This is a genomic window from Micromonospora sp. GCM10011541 (assembly GCF_042650725.1).
In the GTDB taxonomy this organism is placed as follows: domain Bacteria; phylum Actinomycetota; class Actinomycetes; order Mycobacteriales; family Micromonosporaceae; genus Micromonospora; species Micromonospora sicca.
This window is the reverse complement of the sequence record NZ_JBHSBP010000002.1, coordinates 1-18,736: the sequence shown is the minus strand read 5'-3', so window position 1 is coordinate 18,736 and position 18,736 is coordinate 1. Positions and strand designations below refer to the sequence as shown.

Annotated in this window: 12 protein-coding genes; 6 read left to right on the top strand and 6 right to left on the bottom strand. The window is 66.2% G+C overall.

All coding sequences use genetic code 11. The annotated features are described in order from the left end of the window. Positions 1–325: 325 nt before the first annotated feature. Positions 326–4,807 (top strand): DUF3883 domain-containing protein, encoded by a 4,482-nt coding sequence (locus ACFOYX_RS00325; RefSeq protein WP_322442500.1) that lies wholly within the window; start codon positions 326–328, stop codon positions 4,805–4,807. Positions 4,808–4,952: 145 nt separating this feature from the next. Here the strand turns inward: ACFOYX_RS00325 and ACFOYX_RS00320 are convergent, their stop codons facing one another. Next, on the bottom strand, positions 4,953–5,471 hold the full coding sequence (locus ACFOYX_RS00320) for a hypothetical protein (RefSeq protein WP_322442501.1): 519 nt from the start codon (positions 5,469–5,471) through the stop codon (positions 4,953–4,955). Positions 5,472–5,515: 44 nt separating this feature from the next. Between ACFOYX_RS00320 and ACFOYX_RS00315 the strand changes: the two genes are divergently transcribed. The 5 genes from ACFOYX_RS00315 (at position 5,516) to ACFOYX_RS00295 (ending at position 14,690) form a co-directional block, all read left to right on the top strand. Then, positions 5,516–5,701 (top strand): transposase, encoded by a 186-nt coding sequence (locus ACFOYX_RS00315; RefSeq protein ID WP_322442502.1) that lies wholly within the window; start codon positions 5,516–5,518, stop codon positions 5,699–5,701. A 249-nt stretch (positions 5,702–5,950) separates the two neighbouring features. Further along, positions 5,951–7,228, top strand: a complete 1,278-nt coding sequence (locus ACFOYX_RS00310) for a helix-turn-helix transcriptional regulator (RefSeq protein ID WP_322442503.1) — start codon at positions 5,951–5,953, stop codon at positions 7,226–7,228. A 69-nt stretch (positions 7,229–7,297) separates the two neighbouring features. Then, the gene (locus tag ACFOYX_RS00305) at positions 7,298–8,536 is read left to right on the top strand and encodes a hypothetical protein (RefSeq protein WP_322442504.1); all 1,239 of its coding nucleotides are present in this window, start codon (positions 7,298–7,300) and stop codon (positions 8,534–8,536) included. Continuing rightward, a complete protein-coding gene (locus ACFOYX_RS00300; RefSeq protein ID WP_322442505.1) occupies positions 8,533–11,877 on the top strand; it encodes a hypothetical protein in 3,345 nt (1,114 codons plus the stop codon). Before ACFOYX_RS00305 ends, ACFOYX_RS00300 begins: the two co-directional genes overlap by 4 nt. Continuing rightward, entirely contained in the window at positions 11,874–14,690 is a 2,817-nt protein-coding gene (locus ACFOYX_RS00295) for an RNaseH domain-containing protein (RefSeq protein ID WP_322442506.1), read from the top strand. Before ACFOYX_RS00300 ends, ACFOYX_RS00295 begins: the two co-directional genes overlap by 4 nt. An 873-nt stretch (positions 14,691–15,563) precedes the next feature. On the opposite strand, the gene ACFOYX_RS00290 is transcribed toward ACFOYX_RS00295, so the two are convergent. The 5 genes from ACFOYX_RS00290 to ACFOYX_RS00270 all read right to left on the bottom strand — a co-directional run bounded on the left by ACFOYX_RS00290 (position 15,564) and on the right by ACFOYX_RS00270 (position 18,508). After that, the gene (locus ACFOYX_RS00290; RefSeq protein ID WP_322442507.1) at positions 15,564–15,821 is read right to left on the bottom strand and encodes a hypothetical protein; all 258 of its coding nucleotides are present in this window, start codon (positions 15,819–15,821) and stop codon (positions 15,564–15,566) included. Positions 15,822–15,942: 121 nt separating this feature from the next. Further along, positions 15,943–16,641, bottom strand: coding sequence for a hypothetical protein (locus ACFOYX_RS00285; protein WP_322442508.1), 699 nt, complete (start codon positions 16,639–16,641; stop codon positions 15,943–15,945). Positions 16,642–16,837: 196 nt separating this feature from the next. After that, the gene (locus tag ACFOYX_RS00280) at positions 16,838–17,260 is read right to left on the bottom strand and encodes a hypothetical protein (RefSeq protein WP_322442509.1); all 423 of its coding nucleotides are present in this window, start codon (positions 17,258–17,260) and stop codon (positions 16,838–16,840) included. A 160-nt stretch (positions 17,261–17,420) separates the two neighbouring features. Next, a complete protein-coding gene (locus ACFOYX_RS00275; RefSeq protein WP_322442510.1) occupies positions 17,421–17,714 on the bottom strand; it encodes a hypothetical protein in 294 nt (97 codons plus the stop codon). 521 nt (positions 17,715–18,235) lie between these two features. Beyond that, the gene (locus ACFOYX_RS00270) at positions 18,236–18,508 is read right to left on the bottom strand and encodes a hypothetical protein (RefSeq protein WP_322442511.1); all 273 of its coding nucleotides are present in this window, start codon (positions 18,506–18,508) and stop codon (positions 18,236–18,238) included. Positions 18,509–18,736: the final 228 nt, after the last annotated feature.

The window sequence follows — 18,736 nt, the reverse complement described above, 5'->3', positions numbered from 1 at the left end:
CGAACAGAGGGCAGTCTCGGGGAGCCTGGTTGAGCGTGCCCCACGGAGCCCGGTCGCGGAAGCGGTCAACAATCTGGAGGTTCCGAGCCATTGCGTCTACCGTCGGGTCAGCCGGTCGGCTAAGAGACGTCTCACCCGACGATCCATCATGATCGCAGCACCAACCATCGCGCGATCATCGATACTCAAGCATCTGCAACCGTGCACCAGGTCGTTAGGCTATCCCGCAAGGGAGGTCCGATTGTCAGTGCACCAGGCAGCCGGTGGGCCGCGATCCGGGACCGCGCGCAGCCGCGGCATCAACTACCACGGAAACCTCGGCAGGATGCTGCGGGACCTTACCGGTTTCGCCACGCTCACGTTCGAGCTGTTGCAGAACGCCGACGACGCCGGAGCGACCACGCTGCGGGTCGATATCACACACGACGCGCTCGTCGTGTTCAACGATGCCGTGTTCTCCGACTGCGGTGATCAGGACCTTGCCCCCGGGGAGTGCCTGTTCCTGGCCGAGCGCGGTCACCGCTGCGACTTCCACAGCTTCCGAGAGGTGGCCAGCGGCGACAAGCGTGACCGCATCGACACCACGGGCGCATTTGGGATCGGGTTCACCGCGGTCTACCAGGTCGCTGACACCGCAGTGCTGGTCTCCAACGGGCGGCGCTGGGACATCGATGAGATGCAGCCGGAAGAACGCCGGATTATGGAGAGCCCAGCTTCGGACGCGGATGGCACGATGTTCATCCTGCCGTGGGCCCGTGACCCGAACTCGCTGTTTCGCCAGGCGACCGGCAGCGCCGCGATCGCCCCCGACGGTCCGCAGCGGCTGTTCGACACCCTCGTCGGGGCCTTGCCGACCGCGATGCTGTTCCTGAGGCATGTCCGCACGGTCGAGCTGTTACGTGACGGTCAGACTGTGTGCCGCTACGTCCGAGAGGACGCCGACGACCTCTGCGAGATCATCGGCGGAGACGAGGCCCGCCAATGGCTGATGTTGCACGGGGAGTTCGCCGAGGATGCGGCGGCGCTCCGCGAGGAGTTTCCCGGAAAGATTGAGGACGGACGTCGATCCGACGTGACCGTCGCGGTCCCGCTGACTGACGACGTCGACGGGCTGCTGTGTGCCTATTTGCCCACCGACGAGCGCAGCGGGCTGCCGCTGCACGTCAACGCGGACTTCTACCCTGAGTCCGACCGTCGGCACCTGATTGTCGACAGTTTCCACGGGCAATGGAACCGGCTGGCCGTGCGCGCCGCCGCCCGAGTTCTCGCCGACCGGCTGCCCGACTTCGCCCCGCTGCTGGGACATGAACAGCTGTGGCGCCTGATCTTCGCCGCGTACGAGGCGAGGGCGGCCCGTCCTGACACCGGCATCGGCGCGTTTTGGGAGGAGATAAACGGCATCCTGGCTACGTCGCCGGTGATGTGGACGACCACCTCAGAGTGGACGACACCCGCGAACGCCGTTTTTCTCTACTCGAGCGATGAGGACGAGGTAATCCCTGTCCTCGAGCAGCTCGGCCTGCTCGTGATGCACCCAGATGTCGGGGCGTTCGTACGGCGGATGCCCGGGCGGTCCGGAGCCCGCCAGCTCTCGATCGAGATCCTTGCCACCGCGCTGCAGGACAAGGGCTTGACTGGCCCGACATCCGCAGCCGACCTGCCGGCCGCCATCGCGACGCGCGAATTGCGGGAGATTCTCTGGCGGGAGCTCGAGCGGCTGCTCACCCGTACCACATCGTCCGTGGATCGCATGCCGCTGCGGCGCACCGCTGTAGTGCCTGGCACGGACGGCCGCCTGTGGCCGGCGGAGCAGCTCAAACGCGCCGACCACCTCCTCACGGCCCGGCTCGTCACCGACCTGGGCCTCGGCGTCGCGTTGCTGGACGAAACCGCACTACCATCTGGCTGCGAAGGACTCACCGCGCTGTGCCCGCGGCTTGACCTGCCGTTTGTCCTTACTCTGTTGGCGAACAACGACGGCGCGCAGCGGCTGCGAGACGCGCTGGATATCCAGCGGGTCACCGCGGCGCATTTTCTGTCCTGGCTGCGCTCCTACGAGCAGGCGATCCTGGTCAACCGTGACCTGCGCACCCGGGTCCGCGCGTTGCCCATCTACCCAACCGGCAGCGGGTATCGACGGCTGGACGAGGTCGTGCTTCCCGGCGGCTTCACTGACCGGCTCGGCATAGCCGAGGCCATCGCCACCGAGCAGGTCAGCGAGCACATCGGCTTCCTCGAGCGGCTAGGGGTCAAGCGGCTGACGCTGCATACCTACCTCACCGACTTCCTGCCACACGCCGCTCACCGCCGCGGGATGCTCATCGATTCGCGCTGGCGGCAACTGGTCGTGGACCTCGCCACCCGCCTGGATCAGTTCGACAACGACGCGCAGGTGCGCCAAGCGCTGGCCCCGCTGCCACTCGTCGCCTGCGGCACCGGGTTTGTGGCCGCATCGTCGTGCTACTTCGCCAGTGAGACGGTGGCGGAAGTGCTCGGCGCGCAGGCGCCGGTCGCCCGCCCGCTGCCAGGCCACGAGTCGTCGACGAAATCACTGTACGAGTGGCTCGGCGTAGCGCACGAGCCGCGACTGCTCGACGTCGTGAAGCGTGCCCGGCGCCTGGCTGCCGGTGCCCAAGACGCCAGCGCGCGGCAATCGGTCGCAGCCATCATCACCTTCCTCGGCCGGCTCGTGCCGGACCGGCGGACCCCGGCGCCGGCCGAGCTCAACCCACTGCGTGAGCTGGCCTGGCTACCCGCCCGCGGCGACAACACCTGGTACCGCCCGGCCGAGGTGCACAACATCTTCCGCCAGACGCTGTTCGCAACCCAAGGCCGCTTCCTTGCCGTCCCTGCAACACTCCAGCAGGACGGGGCTAACTTCCTGCATTGGCTCGGGGTCCAAACGAACCCGTCCGTGCCCCAGGTCGTCGCTAACCTGCTCACCCTCGTGCGCCGGGGAGCGCCAGTCGGCCGCGACGTGTACGCGGAACTGAACCGCAACAGCACAGACGAGGCGCTCGGTCCTCTTGTCGGCGTGGCCTGCCTGCCGCTACCCGACGGCGGATACGTCGCGCCAACCGCCGTTTTTCGGCAGCAGAACCCGTTCGAGCGGTTCAGGTGGCAGCTCGAATCGGAATTCGATGCGTTCGGCGACCTGCTCGACAGGCTCGGCGTCAAGCGCGTCCCTGACCACGACGACGCCCGGGCAGTGCTGATCGATGTCGCCCGCGAGCAGCGGCAACGCTTCCATGAACCGGTCGTGGATGAGCATGACCTCGCCGTGATTTGGCGGTGCTGGCAGATGCTGGACGCGGCGTTGGCCCGCGGTGACGTAGACGGCGACTGGTTCGGGCCACTGCGTGACTTGCCGGTCGTACCCAACGCCGCCGCCGTACTAACCCCGCCGACCCGGCTGCTCATCGACGACATGCCAGGCGTCGCCGAGGCCCTCAACGTCGGCGACGCCGTCATCCGGCGCAAGGAGGGCATGTGGCGGGCGTTCCAGGCGGCTGGCGTGCGGAGCATGACCGAAGCCGTGACCGTCGAGATCCTTGAGATCCACGAAACCACCCGCGTCGGTGCGGTTCTCGAACAGATGGAGATCCGACGGCCCGCGCTGGCACGCGTCCTCGACAGGAACACCCAAGGACTGCAGCGGCTTGCCGAAACCCTTGCCGAACTCTCGTTCCCGCAGAGCCCAGTGCTGCGGGTCCGCTACCACCTCCGCGACTTCGGCCTCGCTTCGGGTGACACCCGGCTCAGAGCGTTGTACGTGCCCGCAGACCCCGGCGTAGACCGTGAAGCCCAGCTAATCAGCTGCCCGCACGACGACGGCTGGCCGTGGATGCTGATCGCCAAGGAACTAGCCCGAGCCCTGTACCCCGGAGAGACACCCGGGCCACTCGCCTCGAGCCTATACGTGGCGTTGAATGCGCCGTCGCTAGATGCCGCGCACAGCGCTCTCGACGATGCCGGATGGCCCCGACTTGAACACGTCGATGTCACTCCTGCTCAAGCCGGGCCCACTGCAGGGTTCGGCAATGACACCCCAGCGGGCGAGCCTCACAATAGCCAGCCCCAGCACACCCCGGACGGGGCCGCCGACGCGGAACACACGATCAACGAGCCCAATGACACAGGTACGACAGCTGGCATGCAACCCGTCGGTACAACCCGGAATCGGGCTACCGGCGCGCGGCCAACTGCCGACCATGATCCACTAGGGGGTGCACCCGACGCTACGCCAGAGGTCTCTGACGGTCGAACCGGGCAATGCCCCAGCGACGCCTACTCACCGCCCAGCCCCCGACGGCCGCCCGAAGACGCCGCGATGCCCCGCGGCCCTCGTGGTCGTCTGCGCTCCTATGTGATGATCGACGACAGCGAACGGGCAACCCGGACGGCAATGGATCGGTCACCGGTGGACCGCGCGGGCATCAGTCGGGTAGTAGCGGCCGAGCGCGGAGCGGGACGCCACCCAGAGGTGATGGCGCACAACAACCCCGGCTTCGACGTGACATCACGTGACGACACTGGCCAGGTGCTGCGCCACATCGAGGTGAAGTCGACCGCCGGTGCCTGGAGCGACATGGGAGTGGCCGTGTCCCGTAGACAGTTTGACTTCGCACAGCAACACCCAGATACGTTCTGGCTGTATGTGGTCGAGCACGCCCTCGACGACGCCCAAGCGCGCATTCTACGCATCGCCAACCCCGTAACTCGTGCTGAAGAGTTTCGATTCGATGGCGGATGGGCGGCAGTCAGCGAGGATGCCGGCAGCGACCCAGCACCGCCGGCCCAGATGTAAACCGGGGCCACGAAACCTGGCCGCGGATGGGTACCCCTGCGCACTGCGTGAGGACTTGACCGTCGCTGCCGAACCGGACGAGTGGGTCTACTGGCCCGGTATGGCCGGACGACCGGGCACCTACGCGGTAGACAGAGACGTGCCCTCACACCGCCGCCGCTTGGGCGATGTCCTTCGGGCAGATGGAGCGCAGGGGGCAGGGGCCGCAGTCGGGCGCGCCTGGTCCGCACCAGCGCCGCCCGATCAGCCACGCTGGGTAGTCGAGCTCTCCGGGTCGCTCTGGATGCAGCCATCGCGCGACCTCCATCATGTGGCCGGGGTCGTCGCGTTCGGCGAGGCGGGTGCGCAGGAATACTCGCCGTACGTGCACGTCGTAGGCGATGTCGGTGCCGGACAGCTCCTGTATCGGCACCGTCAAATCGCGGGCCAGAATTTCTACTGTCATCGCCGACTTCTTCTGTGCAATGCCGGGGAACTTCCGTAGCCGGGCGGCCAGGTCGGCCGCGCGGGGTTCGCCCGCCCAGATCTGGCCGGCGTCGCCACCGTATTCGTTCACGACGATGGTTGCGGCGGCGACCAGCCATCCGGGCGTGTTGTTGACGAACCGGTGCAGTGCCGGCGGCTTGGCGACCGCTGCGCGGACCTGCTCGGATTCGGCCACCATCCGCGCTGGGTCGAGGTGTCCGAGGCGCTGACGCAGGTCGTACGGTGCGCGCCAGGCGCGCTCGGCTGGTACGGGACAGCGGACTGTCCAACGCCCGGATCGAAGCCAACAACGTGCACCTGCGGGTGCTGACCCGCCAGGCGTACGGCTACCGCAGCGCCACAGCGCTGATCACCATGGCTAACCTCCGCCGCGGCGGCCTCTGCCCACCACTCCCCGGACGATCATGAAACCCAACCCACGAGAACGTCAGTAGACCCTCTTTTGAGCTACGCGAGTCCTGCGACCACGGCTGCTCGACTAGTCGGCGCATCCGTGCGACGATCAAACATATGTTCGATAGGTCAGTGCAGGGGGTCGGTGGGTAGTTCGGGCTAGGTCACCTGCAGTCTGGTTTGTAGCGGGTTATCGTCGCAGGTGGAGACGGTTGCGGGGGCTATGAAGGCTATGTCTGCGGATGTTGGACTGACGTGGACGGTGTGACGAACGTTGTCGGTGCGGACATGAACGCGCCTACGGCTCGTCGGCTGGTTCCGGGGGCGCTGGCCGCACGGCGGATGACATCTGGCTTGTCGCGGCGCGAGGTGGCCGCACGCGCGAGCCTGTCCGCCCGGAAGGTGTTCCTCTACGAGGAAGGTTTGCTCGCGCCCGCTCCGCCTAAGCTGGAGCGCTTGGCCGAGGCAGTGAGTTGCCGCCCTGATGAGTTGATCGACATCGAGCCAGGCCAGGAGACGCTTGCCGATTTGCGCTTTTTGATCGGGCTGACGCTGGCCCGTGCATCGGAGTTGTTGGAGGCGTCTCACGCTGGTCAAGAGTTGCGTGTGTCGGCTGAGGCGCTGTCTGCGCTCGAATGCGGTGAGCCGATGGTCGGGCGGGGTTGGGATGAGCCTTTGGTGACCGGTCGCCTCCTGCCTCCGCTGGCCAAGATCTATGGGGTGCCGACCCGGATGGTTCTGGATGCGTGGATGCGCACCCGACCGGCGGATCCTGCGCCGGTGGTGGAGAGCGTAGGTCGGGGCGGCCCGTCTCGGGCTGCTATCGAGGCATGGGCGTCACTCAATGAGCGCCAGCGCGTGTATCTGGGCGAGATCATGCGCGACGACCGGATGACCGAGACCGAGATGTGGATGCGCCGGCTGCAGCGGTTACCGGTACCACCGGCCGCTGAGTGGCGTCAGCTGCCGCTGGCCCTGAAGGCGGCGTCGTCAGAGACGGGTTATACGCGTCTGCAGGAGCGGCTGCGCCGGCGTGGGGTTCATGACCCGGGTGCCGGCCGGACGGTGCACGCCCTAGCCCGGCGGGGCCTGGTGATCGTGACTGAGGACGTAATCGATCACCCTGTTGCCGGTGAGGTCGTCCGGGTCGCCGTCAAGATCACCCGACGCGGACGGGCTGCGGCACGGGCAGGCCTGGACAAGCCTGTCGAAGTGGATCAAGAGCCACATCTGTTGTCGGAGTGGTTATGGGGTGTGTTGGTCCGTGTCGCGCTGGCCGAACCCGAAGGTCTGCCGGAGGACCGGCTGGCGGGCAGACCTTTGTTCTTTCTTGGCGTCGGTTATCGCAACGCGGCCGGTGGTCCGCCGAGCCGAGGGCTGATCGAGGCGGTGCCGGTGCTGGCTCCCGGCGGGACGCACGTGGCGGAGTTTCGGTGGCGGTTGACGGATCTCGGCCGGCGTCATGTCGTCGAGTTCACAGGCATCTATGGTCAGCGGTATCCGCGCGTGGACTGTACCGGACTCGAGAGCCTCGTCGTCTGATTTCTGACACCGACCCCGATCGCTTCCGGGGCCCGTTTTTGTCGGAGGGCGGGTCTAACATCCGCCCTCGTGGCCCATCCTGTCGATGACGAAAACCGCACACTAAGTGATCCTCATGTTCGCTACCTCGTGACCAAGGCAGCCCTGCACGCCGCGAAGGCACTCACTGCTGCTGGATGGAAGCCGGAGCGACGGCTGGAGACCTTGATGGAATGCCACGGCATCGTGCTGGCTGCCCGCGGCCCGGGAAGCCCGCTGCCTTTTGGACGGTTCCGTGAGGCGCTTTCGAGTGACCTTGCGCAGCTGCTGCCCGACGGGGTAGAGCCAGTCGACCTCAAGGGATTATTCGTCCTGGATCACGACGGACAGGTCACGGAGGACGCCTTCGATCTGGACTTCGAGCAGCGGATGCTGCTGCACACTCTGCGCAAGCTCGATCGCAGCACGGACATGCTCGGAGGCGTGCGCGAGCTACGGGAGGAGGTCGAGCAGGAGACGGTGTACCTGGCGCTGAGTAAGCAGGGCGTTCAATCGGTCTACGAGAACGGGCGTGAGGATCTGATCCGATATCCGTCCGGGCCTACCGACGGGCTGGCGGACTTGCGGCTGCCACCGACCGTGGTTGAGTTCTACACCGACATCCCGTACGCCTCGACTCACCAGGGCTGGTGGTACGAGTGCCCGATCTGCCGGTGGCCAATGCGGCTGGCGCTGGGCAAGAGCGCCGGTGCTCTGGTGGGGTCGGCCCGATGCTGGCACACCCCGCATGCGGAGATGGGGGCCTCCTACCTGTTCCGTCCGAGCGATGACGGTTCCGCTGCCGAACTGCTTCCCGAACCACGCCTAGACCGTCCCGCCGGCCGCGAAGCGGTGCTGTTCCCCGACATCGACGGTATTCCCCAGCCTATGCCGGCGGAGAACCACAAGGCGCTGGCGCGGGGCATCTGGCGATACACCACGGTTCCGGGGATTCCGGAGCTGGCGCTGCGGGACCGGCTGGTCGAACGCGGGCTGAAGGTGGACCTGTGGCCGGCCCTGGACGCCTACGACCTAATGGTGAAGATCCCCGGCACAAAGACGTCCTTCAAGGTCGACGTCAAGGATTACACGTCGGCGACGACGCTCGCGAGCCTCATCCATGCGCAGGAGGGTGACCGCGGCGGCGCCGCATGGCTCGTGGTCCCGGACTACCGGGCCGGGCAGGTTCCGCTGCTGTCCGGGGTGTGCCACCAGTACGACATGAAGGTGGCCACCGCCTCGGCCTTCGCCGAGCTGGTCTGCAAGCAGGCGGGGGTGATGTGGGCATGAGCGAACCGACCGTGCGGGCCAGCGTGGTACATGCCGCCCTGGCACTGGCAGCCCACTACTTCCCGCGCCGTATCCCCGGTGATGCGCGTGAGGCAGCCGGGTTCGCAGATGCTGCGTTCCTGCTGTCCGGCAAATACCCGGTGTGGGACCGCTGGAACAGTCTCACCCACGACGAGAAGCAGCGGATCGCGTTGGTCGGATCGATCGCCCCGGCCGACATGGCGGAGCATCACGCCTTCTCGGTCGCCGCCCGCACCGTGCTCGCACCCTCGGACCAGGGTAACGACGGCGAACAGGCACCCATTGCGGCCTTCGAGCTCGTCGGGAACAACGCCTTCAAGGCAGACGCTGCGTTTCCTCGCGTGGGCGGCAACCTGCTCGACTACGTCGATCGTCAGACCGCCCGGTTCCGGCGCCCCAGCGCCCGCCCGAAGCCGCCGGACTTCGCGGGCCCCGGCACGTGGAATACGCCGACGATCTATATCAAGGACGGCGGTCAGATCCACGGGCGAGTGCGGATTCCCCGCTATCCGCATTTCACCGAACCATTCACTCTCGACCGGCTGCCGCACGTCTCGACCGTCCCGTACACGCCTGAGCTGCAGATTCCCACGCACGAGCTCCTGACGCTGGCCGCCCAGATCGACGAACGGTTCCCGCAGGACGGGCGGTTCCTACACAGCACGCTCACCGGGCTGTTCGAGGTGCTGCAGACCACCGACGTCGTCTCGCCCCGTGAAGTCTTGACTCTGTCGGCCGGCGGCCTGGAAATCTTCCATGCTCCCACCGGCACCGGTAAGAGCGTGCTGGTTCGCGTCATGGCCAGCTGGTTCGCCCTGCGTAACCTGCGGGTCACGATCGTGCAGCCCGACATCAAGTCCTGCTTGGCCATGACGTGGAACATCCGCGGCGACCTAGCCTACCTGCGCGAGCAACAGGACTCAGACCACGCGCCTACGTGCGCCCATCTGATGTCTTCGGGTGGCATGCACGAGCGGGCCGTCAAGCACGCGTCGCTGATCGACGAGGACCCCTTGTCGCCCGGCGACTGGGGTAGACGCGGGGAACGCGACATCGACCCGCTCGCCTACGGATGCGCGCAGCGGGAATTCACCGAGGCCACCGGCGACTACCCGCCCGGACGCGAACCCTGCCTCTCGCTCGGCCGGCAGGGTGTCGGGGTATCGGCCTGCCCGTGGATCCCGACCTGCAGCAAATTTACCCCGGTCTACGAGGCGTGCGACGCGAACGTGGTCGTGATGAACCACTTCCTCTTCCTGCAGGGCACCCTCCGGATCGGCGTCAACCTCGATGGCCGGCCCGTGCGCACCTTGACGGCCGCCGAGTTTGCGCTGCGCACCAGCCATGCCGTGCTCATCGACGAGGTGGATCAGTTCCAGTCCCGGGCCATTGAACGCTGCGCCAGCGACGTGAAACTGCACTCGCGCCGTCATTGGACATCGGCTCCGCAGGAAATCGACACCGACGCGAAACGGCTGCCCATCGACGACGAGAACATGCTGCTGCCGTCGGTCAGCCACGTCCGGCTCATGGCCGAGTTCCTGCTGCTGAGCATCTGCCGTAATACGCTCACTCTGCACGCCGCCGAGGACCAGCGCGCCGAGGAACGCATCCCCGACCAGACCAGCAGCCGCTGGCACATGTCCCGTGGCCGCGACCGTACGCTGGCCCGGCTGCTGTGGCCTGATCTCGACATGGGCGACGCGGGCATCCCCACCGAGGTCGTCGAACGGATCAACGCGCTGATGCCCGAGCGCTACCAGCACACCGACCGGCACGGGCGCGCGAGCGGCGCGCTAGAACCGGTATGGGCGGACGTCCAACGAGGCCTGACCGCGCTGGTAGGACCCCGCGGTGAGAGCCTGCTCGACGCGGTCAAGCTCGAACTGCACGAGCTGTTGAGCGACGTCATCAAGGACGGGCACCGCCGAGCTCAGATCATTAACCTGCTGGCGACTCGCGCGGTGATGATCGAACTCGACGAAGCGTTGGCCGAGGTTCGCAAGAGCGCGCAGGGATTCCGGTCATCCGGCTTGCGATCCGCCCAGAAGATCGTCGAACAGCTGCAGCACTCGGCGATCACCTCGGTGATGCCGATCGGCATGCTCGGCCGCTCTCTGACCGGCTACCGAGTCACCGGCCTCGACGACAAGCAGAAGAGCGCCGAACTGGTCGCCCAGACCATCGGCGGTGACCCGCATCTGTTCACCGCCGAGCTCGGCGGGATCGTCGCGCTGAGCCTGGCCGGGACCCAACGGCCGGTCATGGGGCTGTCCGCGACGGCGTTCTTCCCGCAGGCTGTCCGCGAACACGTTCACGCCCCGGTCCGATGGTGGATGACCGACGCGCAAGCCAAGTCCATCAAGGCCCGGAAACGCCGTATCGACTACGGCAAAGGGCATCCATTGTTCGGCGAACCGATCAAAGTCTCGGGTCTGCATACAAGCCGTAAACGCGACGCTTTGATCGAACTCGGCGACCAGCTGTACGACCGGCACATCCGCCGGGAGCTGGAACGGGCAGCCCTTGAGGACCCCGACCGTGCACATGTGCTTGTCGTCGCGAACTCCTACGAGCAGTGCGCCTGGCTCGCCCGCGGCATTTCGCAGTCCGGTCACTACCGGTCCGGGCTGTGCGTCGCCGTGCGCGCAGAGGACCGGCACAGTCTTAATCCGGATCTGCCCCGCGGAAACGTTGCCGTCCGGCTGACACCGGAAGAGTTCGAGACCTTCCCGGACCGGGGCAACATCCTGGTAGTGCCGCTGTCGCTGATCGCGCGTGGCCTCAACATCGTCAAGGGCATTCGCTCCGCGGTGCGGTCGGTGTATCTGTGCGTGCGGCCCCTGGCACTACTCAACGAGCCGTCCGAGATGTACGGAAGCATAAACGCGGCCGGGATGCGCGCCCTTCCTGCCGGTGGAAGCACCGATCCCGTCGCCGCGCTTGCCGGCGCCCGCGACGCCGCGTGGGAGCGGCTGAGGCTGCTGCTGCGCTCAGCCAGCCAGTTCACCTCCATGCAGAAATCCCTGCAGGAGGAAGTCGTTGCCGGCATGATTGTCGACCTCATCCAGCTCGCTGGACGGGCACGTCGCGGCGGCACCGAGGCTGTCCTGCACATGGTCGACTTCGCCTTCCACGAGGACACCTGGAGCGCTGACCTCGACACCATCCTGCGCCGCATCCACGCCAAATGGCCGCCCGACGTACGCGCACAAATGAACGACTTGTACGGCGAAGCACTCAACGCGTTTCTGTCGTACGCCGGAATCGACCCCAACGAGCACACCGTGCTGGACGCTCTTCGAGAAGAGGACGAGTGACCCGACACCACCGCGAGCCCGGACGCTATCTCGACACGCTCGCGTACCGCTGCACCCCCGACCTCGTCGGCGACGACGTCGTGTACCTGAGAAACCTGGGCGCCGAGACACGCACCCTGTGGGAGAACTTCGACCGCGCCTGCCAGAAGCGGTACGGCAACGACTCGGCACAGGCGCCGTACTCGATCGCCACCACTGTGCTCAGCGTGCTCACCGGCGGATACGTCTACTTCGAGCCCAGCGGGCCCCAGCCGTTCCTCGCATCACGGGAGCGGATCGACGACAAGCTCCTGTGCCGGGTGTTCACCCTCACATACGGGCTAGCCCAGGGCACAGCGATCCACGAGATCGACCTGCGGCAGCCGCCACAGCTGGCGCAGAAGATCGCCGATACTCCTGAGAGCGAGGTATACCTCGCCGAGCACATCCGGCCGCAGGCTGGTACCCAGCCGGTTGCCCCAAATTGGGTGTTCCGCACCATCGCCTGGGGCCTGGCGCAGAAGCTGGCCGGCCCCTGGACGGTTCGCGAGGGCCTTACCATCCCGTTGCGGCCGGACGTCACCGGCGGGCTGATCGCCCTCGACGACCCTTGGGAAAACGACCAAGGCGGCCGGTACGCCCTGTCACGTACCGCTCTCACCCTGCAGACGGTGCCGAACATCGCCACCCCCGTACTCATGGTGACCTCCCGGGTTACCCGCATCTCGGACTCGCTGATCTACAGCAGGACGGTGCTGGCGGTCCAGCCCGGTGACGACCACCCGATCCTCGAAGTGGGCCTGCACGGCGGCGGCGGAGCCCGCACGATCAGCCGATACGCGCTTGAGGCTCTCGGACGCCTCAAGATGGACTACTCCATCCTGCAAGCCATCGCGACCCGCTCGCAGGCCGAACAGCGCATGCGCGCCGAAGCCATCGCCGAGGCCGGCAGGGACCGAAAGCCCACCCTGAAGTTTCCCCGTGAACGCCCCGACCAGATCTGGCCCGTCCTGCCCAAGAGCCGCCCATTCCCCATTGGCGTCGGCAGCGGCATGCACCACCTGCGAGTCCTGAATCAGCACATCCTGGGCCGGTTGGAGGACCGGGCAGAACCTCTCGTCGCACGCGCCACCGCCATGGCTCTGCCGCACCGCCCGACCGATCCCGAGAAGGTGTCCAAGGCGGAGATGGACCGCCGTAAGGTCGAACGCGAAGCCACCGGGTCGAAGAAGGCTCTGCGAGGCAGGGGCAGCGCGTTTCCCGAGCCCGCCTCCATCGCCGCTGCGGTCAAGGCGGCCGGCTTCACCAAGCTGCGCTTGGTCTGCCTCTGGTACCGCGATGAAACCCGGCTGCGAATGATCGCTGCCCTCGCCAAGACGTACGGCCTTGAGACTGAGGGCCTCGACCCGCACGACGGCCAAGAGATCGATCTCTTCGGCGGAACGATCACCGCCGTCTTCCACCTCGCGGCGGACTTCCTAGCACATGGTAGCCCGAACGGCCGGACAAAGGCTTTGAGACCCGCCGCCGCAGGACTCGATCCCAGCGGGGGCGTCCTGATCGGTGCTTGGTGCGAAACCCACATCCCCACCATCGACGATCTCCCGGGCCTCAAACCCGCCGAACTGGAGGACGCGGACGCGAAGCCACAGAGCAAAACGATTCTGGCAAGCAAGGACATCGCCAGCCAGTATCTGCTCGGCAAGAACACCAACGGCATCATCGAGCCAAAGGACCCCGACCACCCGGCCGAGATGGCGCTGCTCGACCTCTACCGCTCCCTCGGCATCATCGACGACCGCATCGCCAAGGCCCTGCGTCCTGAGACGCGACACGCGGAGTACGGGGCCGACCGCATCGCGCACGTCGGCTTTCACATCCGTCAGCAGAACAAACGCAAGGGTGAGAAGAGCTCGCCCAGAACGGTCGTGACCGCAACCGCGTTGATCCCGCAGACGGCGCCAGGCGACGTGTGGCAATTGCTCGGCTGGAGCTCGACCGTCGCCTCCTGGCAGCCCTACCGCCCAGCCCAGAACCAGTTCCACGAGACCGAATACCCGCAGGAGACCGGCGGCAAGAAGTCGTACCGTCAGCGCTGGGACGACGTCGGCACCGTCATCGAACAAGCATTGCAAGACCTCGTCGAGGAGCTCGACGGTCGGCCATACATCGTCACCGTCGACGAGGACAGCGCCCGCCGCATCTGGGACGGGCTGCAGAACAGCAAGCAGGGCAGCCGACCCGATACACGGAAAAGCAAGTACTGGCTGCCGGGGTACAGCCTCCAGGACGATGAACGGCCCGACGCCGTCATCCGCGTCAACATTGCTGACAACAGAGTGCCTCCGCCGATCGCCTACACCCGCGTGCTCAGCTCACGAGACGCCGTTACGGAAGGCGAGACGACCAACGCCCTGTATGAGATCGAGACGGACTTCAGCACCCCGGTATGGGTCCTGTGCAACGTGCCCCGCAATTATGACGGCGGCAACTCGGGCCGGCTCGGCGCTAAGTACACCAGATGGGACGCGAAACGGTCCGTCATCTCCGATAACCGCGAAGAACGCCGGAAGAGCGAGATGCCCGAACCGTGGTACTCGATGACCGCTACCGAGATATTCCCCATCGCCCTTAATGACCGCGTCTTTCACGAGGCACTCGCGGTCGCCACCGCTCAGCTCTGTCACCAGACCCTGTACTGGTCTGGCCGTGCCCGCTACCCAGTCGCATTGCACGCGGCCATACAGATGGATGAAGGTCATCCTCAATATCGCCGCACAGCACAGTCGCTCGACGAGGAGGAGGACGGCTCGGCTCTGCCTGTCGAAGAGTAGCGCGTGGACCGCGCAGAGGGCCTCGACGAGGAACGATGGCTCGCATGTGGCTCTGACCAAAATATTGGTCAGGGCCACATGTCTTATCTCCGTGCTTCGAAAGTCGGAAGCGACATCCGACATGCGTTCGTCGTATGGTGTCGTCCGCCGACTGAGTTCCGCCCAAGGTCGGGTGACGTTACGTAGTTTCTGTTTAGTCACTCAGTTTCGCTCAGGTCGCCCCGGCGGGCCCTATTGCGGATTTGTTTTTGCAGCGGCGCAGCTGGGTCCACAACCTTCGGCGATCCGCCGTCGCAGCTGTTCCCGTAGATGTCGGGGGGACTGCGGGCTTGGGCCTCGCGGTGAGGAAGTGCGGCTCCTCGTTACGCAGAGCTTGGCGTACCGGCCGGTAGTCGCACGGTCGCCCCATGTGGTAAGCAAGGGGTGCATCGGTGGGTGCTCCGCAGGTGCTCGGCTGCCGTGGACCGGTCAGTATCTGTCTGGACATATGAGTCTGTGTTTCGACGAAAATGGGGCTTCAGTCGGGAACGGGTGGACTACTCGGACGCCGCTGGACGTCATGACTCGACCAAGATCAAGCTCTTAATCCGCGGGTTCGGGGTTCGAGTCCCTGGCGGCGCACCAGCAGTAACACCTCAGGCCCGGTCCTCATGGACCGGGCCTGACCCCTTTTCTTGACCCCAACGTCAGGCGTCGAAGAGAAAGCCGAGCTTGTCGACCGACGAGCACTGGGATTGCCCGCTTGGCGGTTCGAGACGCGGCGAGACGCCGGCGGCTGGCGGCTGTGGGCAGTTGATTTGCCGACCTGGTGCGGTGTGCACGTCCGGGCAGACGCCTGCCGCTGAGGGACCACCGGGCAGCGGCCGGGCATAGCTAATGGGTCTGCGGGCGGTTGGCCTCCTGCCGGACTGCCTCCGTGAGATCCCGCCAGGTGCCGGCCGAGGTCTTCACCATCCGGTCGGCCATCGACCGGGCGGATGCTTCGTCCCGGAAGCCGTAGGACACCTCCTGACCTCCATCACCACCGAGGCGGCCACGGACCCGCCAGAGCTGACCGTCGGAGACCAGCCAGATATCCCGCCGGGCCATGCGACCCCACGCCCCGTTCCAGTAGCGACCACGTACCTCCACCCCCAGCAACCCTAGTCGAACACACGTTCGACCGGCCGGCTGCCGGCGTGTCGGCTGCCGGCGGCTGCCAGCGCAGGACCTGCGTGACAGATCGGTCTCGGGACGTGGGTGACACAGCTGGCTAGGCGACCCGCAGCGCCAATGAGATCTCCAGCAGGTCGGCGGGCGAGTGCGCAGCCGGCCCCTCGGGGTTGCGCCGGCTGTACCGGTCATCACAGACGAGAGCACCATCGCTTTGCTGACGCCAGTGCGGCCACTCCTCCGGGTCCTCCAGCAACCATTCGGCGAGTTCACGGGCCCCCGGCCCGGCGCCGCAACTCGTCAATGCGGCCGTCACCATCGCCGTTGCCTCCGCCGGCAGATCCGCGTCCCCGAATGCGGGCAGCAACAGCAGCAGCCGGGCATCCGGCTCCACCACCCCGTACGGCGTGCCCGACCAGTCCGCGGCGGCCATCAGCTCGGGCCAGCTCAGCCCTGGGCGGAACTCGCGTCCCCCCACGTTCGCCAGGTCCAGCTTGTACTCCCCGCCTGACCGGCACAGGACGAACTCCGTGCTCCCCGCCCCGGTCACGTTCCGGTAGACCACGTCGATCTCGTGCCCTTCGCGCAGCCCGAGCCGAAACACCGGCCACGCGTCTGGATCTGTCAGGCGTTCGTAGTAATTCCAACAATCTTCCTGATCGACCTCAAACGGCGCGGTGACCAATGAGTCATCGTGGGAAGTCATTGTGTCGGACAAATAGGTCGGCCAGAACAGCGAGTCGGTCAGGAACTGACTGCCGTCGACCAGCGGGTCGTTCTCATACCCAGTAATCAGCACGTCCGCATAGTGCCGCCCCGCCCGAGATCACGGGACCCCGAACCCGTGCTCGACTCCCGCGCTAGCGCTTCGCGACTGCCACGCAGGTCCTGATACCGATCTGTCACGCAGGTCCCGAGACCGGACACGGCGGCTGCCGGCGTGCCTGGTCTCGCATGATGGTTGACACTTCGGCCTCGCCTGATGCTTCACACACTCAACAACTATCGCCACCGTTGACGATCGCGATGACGTTCTTCCGTTCGAGTCGCTGCTTCAGCAGCTCAAGCTCTACCCGGGTCCCCTCGATGCCGGTGGTAACCGCGCGCTGAGCCGCCGCCTTCGCCTCCGATAACGAGGCACCGGCATCACGGAAGACCTTCAGCAACGCGGCGCGGCCAGGTCCCGTTTTGCCCTCGATGGTGAGGCGTGCCAACCCGCTGCGAGCGACCAAGGCATCGCGGATCTCGGCGGGGGTGTCATCCCAGCCGAACGTCTCAACGGTCGAGCCGCAGTGGGGACAATGACACTCGGCGGTCCAGTGCAGCCGGTCCCGGACGATGCGCTGCGCCAGCTCGCAGGTCATCTCAGATGCGCAATCGCCACACGGACGGGCGACGTTCACGCCGTAGGAGATCACCGGCCACCTCTTGCGATCCGTTCAGCGTCATCTAGGGCGCCAGAGCGGACAATCAGCCAGGCGCGACTTCAGCGCGATCATGTCAGGCATCAGCCGAGGCCGCAGTGTCAAACATCAACCGGCGCACGACACGATGTGAGTGCGCCCTTGGACGTGAGTGTTAGCCACAGCGCTCGTTGACGAACGAGTCGCGTGACAGCACCTTGGAACGCTTATGGCCGATTGGGGCTAGCACCTGGCCTGCTCCGATCTTCGGCAGGTCATCGGTGGTGAAGGTGACCGCTGGTGCCCTCGCACCTTCAGGCCCACTGGCCGACGAGTCGAGGGTGTAATGGTGTCCAGGATCGATCGATGTCATCGGTGCAACCTTGAAGCTGCCGAGGCCGGTGCCAATGACCTCCTCCTCGTTGGAGCTGATCTCCCAGCCGGGTCGCGCCGTGCCAAGCAGCTCCACCTCGACGTCCTGAACCCGCCCCGGCAGCGTGACGTGACGGACCAGAGGTGCAAGTCACGGTCCACGGTGTCTTCATTGAGGTACAGGTCGACGCTGACTGTTGATCGTTCGCAGACGGCGATGACTGCCGTCGGCCGCCCAGCGATCATGGCCAAGGCCGCATATTGCACCGGATCCGGACCAAGGTAACAGGCGCCCAGCGAAATCCATGCCATGACCGCAGCTGCTGCCGCTGCGACCGACCGCCTCATGGTGGGATCCTCGGCGATCGCCATTACGTGCCGATCACAGGCCGGCGTCAATGCACTCACAGCGTCAGGAGCTACGACGCCTGGGCAGCCGATATCCGCTCACTGCGCAGAGTCGCGTCTTCAGTGCGACGCGAGAGCGACCATGTCAACCATCAACCGAGGGGCGCCGTGTCACCATCAACCGGAGTCGGACAGCCCGCTGCCGGCGATGTCGTACTCCGGTAGATGCGTTACAGGTTGGCTTCACATGATGGGTGACACGACCTGGACTTAGTCCTCCCGCGGGTCGCGGGCCAGCATCAGAGGGGCCGAATCGAGACTCAGCGGAATGGTCCCCGGGTCGAGGTGGATGTGGGCCCCAGACGGTGCGCTCTCGTCCGAGAGGGCCAGGCACCACCGTGCCAGATCCCGCAGGCCCGCCCGGTCGCCGAAGATCTCAACGGAGCCGTCCACGATCTCGACGGACACCGTGCCACCCTCCACGGGCACCACGACGCCATGCGCGCTGTCGTAGCCGGGCACCGACAACACAAGCTCATCCATGCGGCGAGTGTGCCTCAGGCTGATCCGTTGCTGCCTCGCGGTGTCACCCATCAAGTGGTGCCGCTGTATCACGCATCAAGTGGAGCCCGACAGCCGGCTGCCGGCGATGCCGGGTCTCAAGACGTCCGTGACAGACCAGTCTCGGGACGTGGGTGACACTTCCGGCTAGGGCGTGTGTCGAAGTCGGCGGTGGTGGGGCGATGAGATTCCGGCGCGTCGGTGATCGAT

Coding starts and splice junctions, on each gene's coding strand:
- ACFOYX_RS00325 (WP_322442500.1), top strand. CDS start 326: ATGCTGCGGGACCTTACCGGTTTCGCCACGCTCACGTTCGAGCTGTTG.
- ACFOYX_RS00320 (WP_322442501.1), bottom strand. CDS start 5,471: ATGGTGGCCGAATCCGAGCAGGTCCGCGCAGCGGTCGCCAAGCCGCCG.
- ACFOYX_RS00300 (WP_322442505.1), top strand. CDS start 8,533: ATGAGCGAACCGACCGTGCGGGCCAGCGTGGTACATGCCGCCCTGGCA.
- ACFOYX_RS00270 (WP_322442511.1), bottom strand. CDS start 18,508: ATGGATGAGCTTGTGTTGTCGGTGCCCGGCTACGACAGCGCGCATGGC.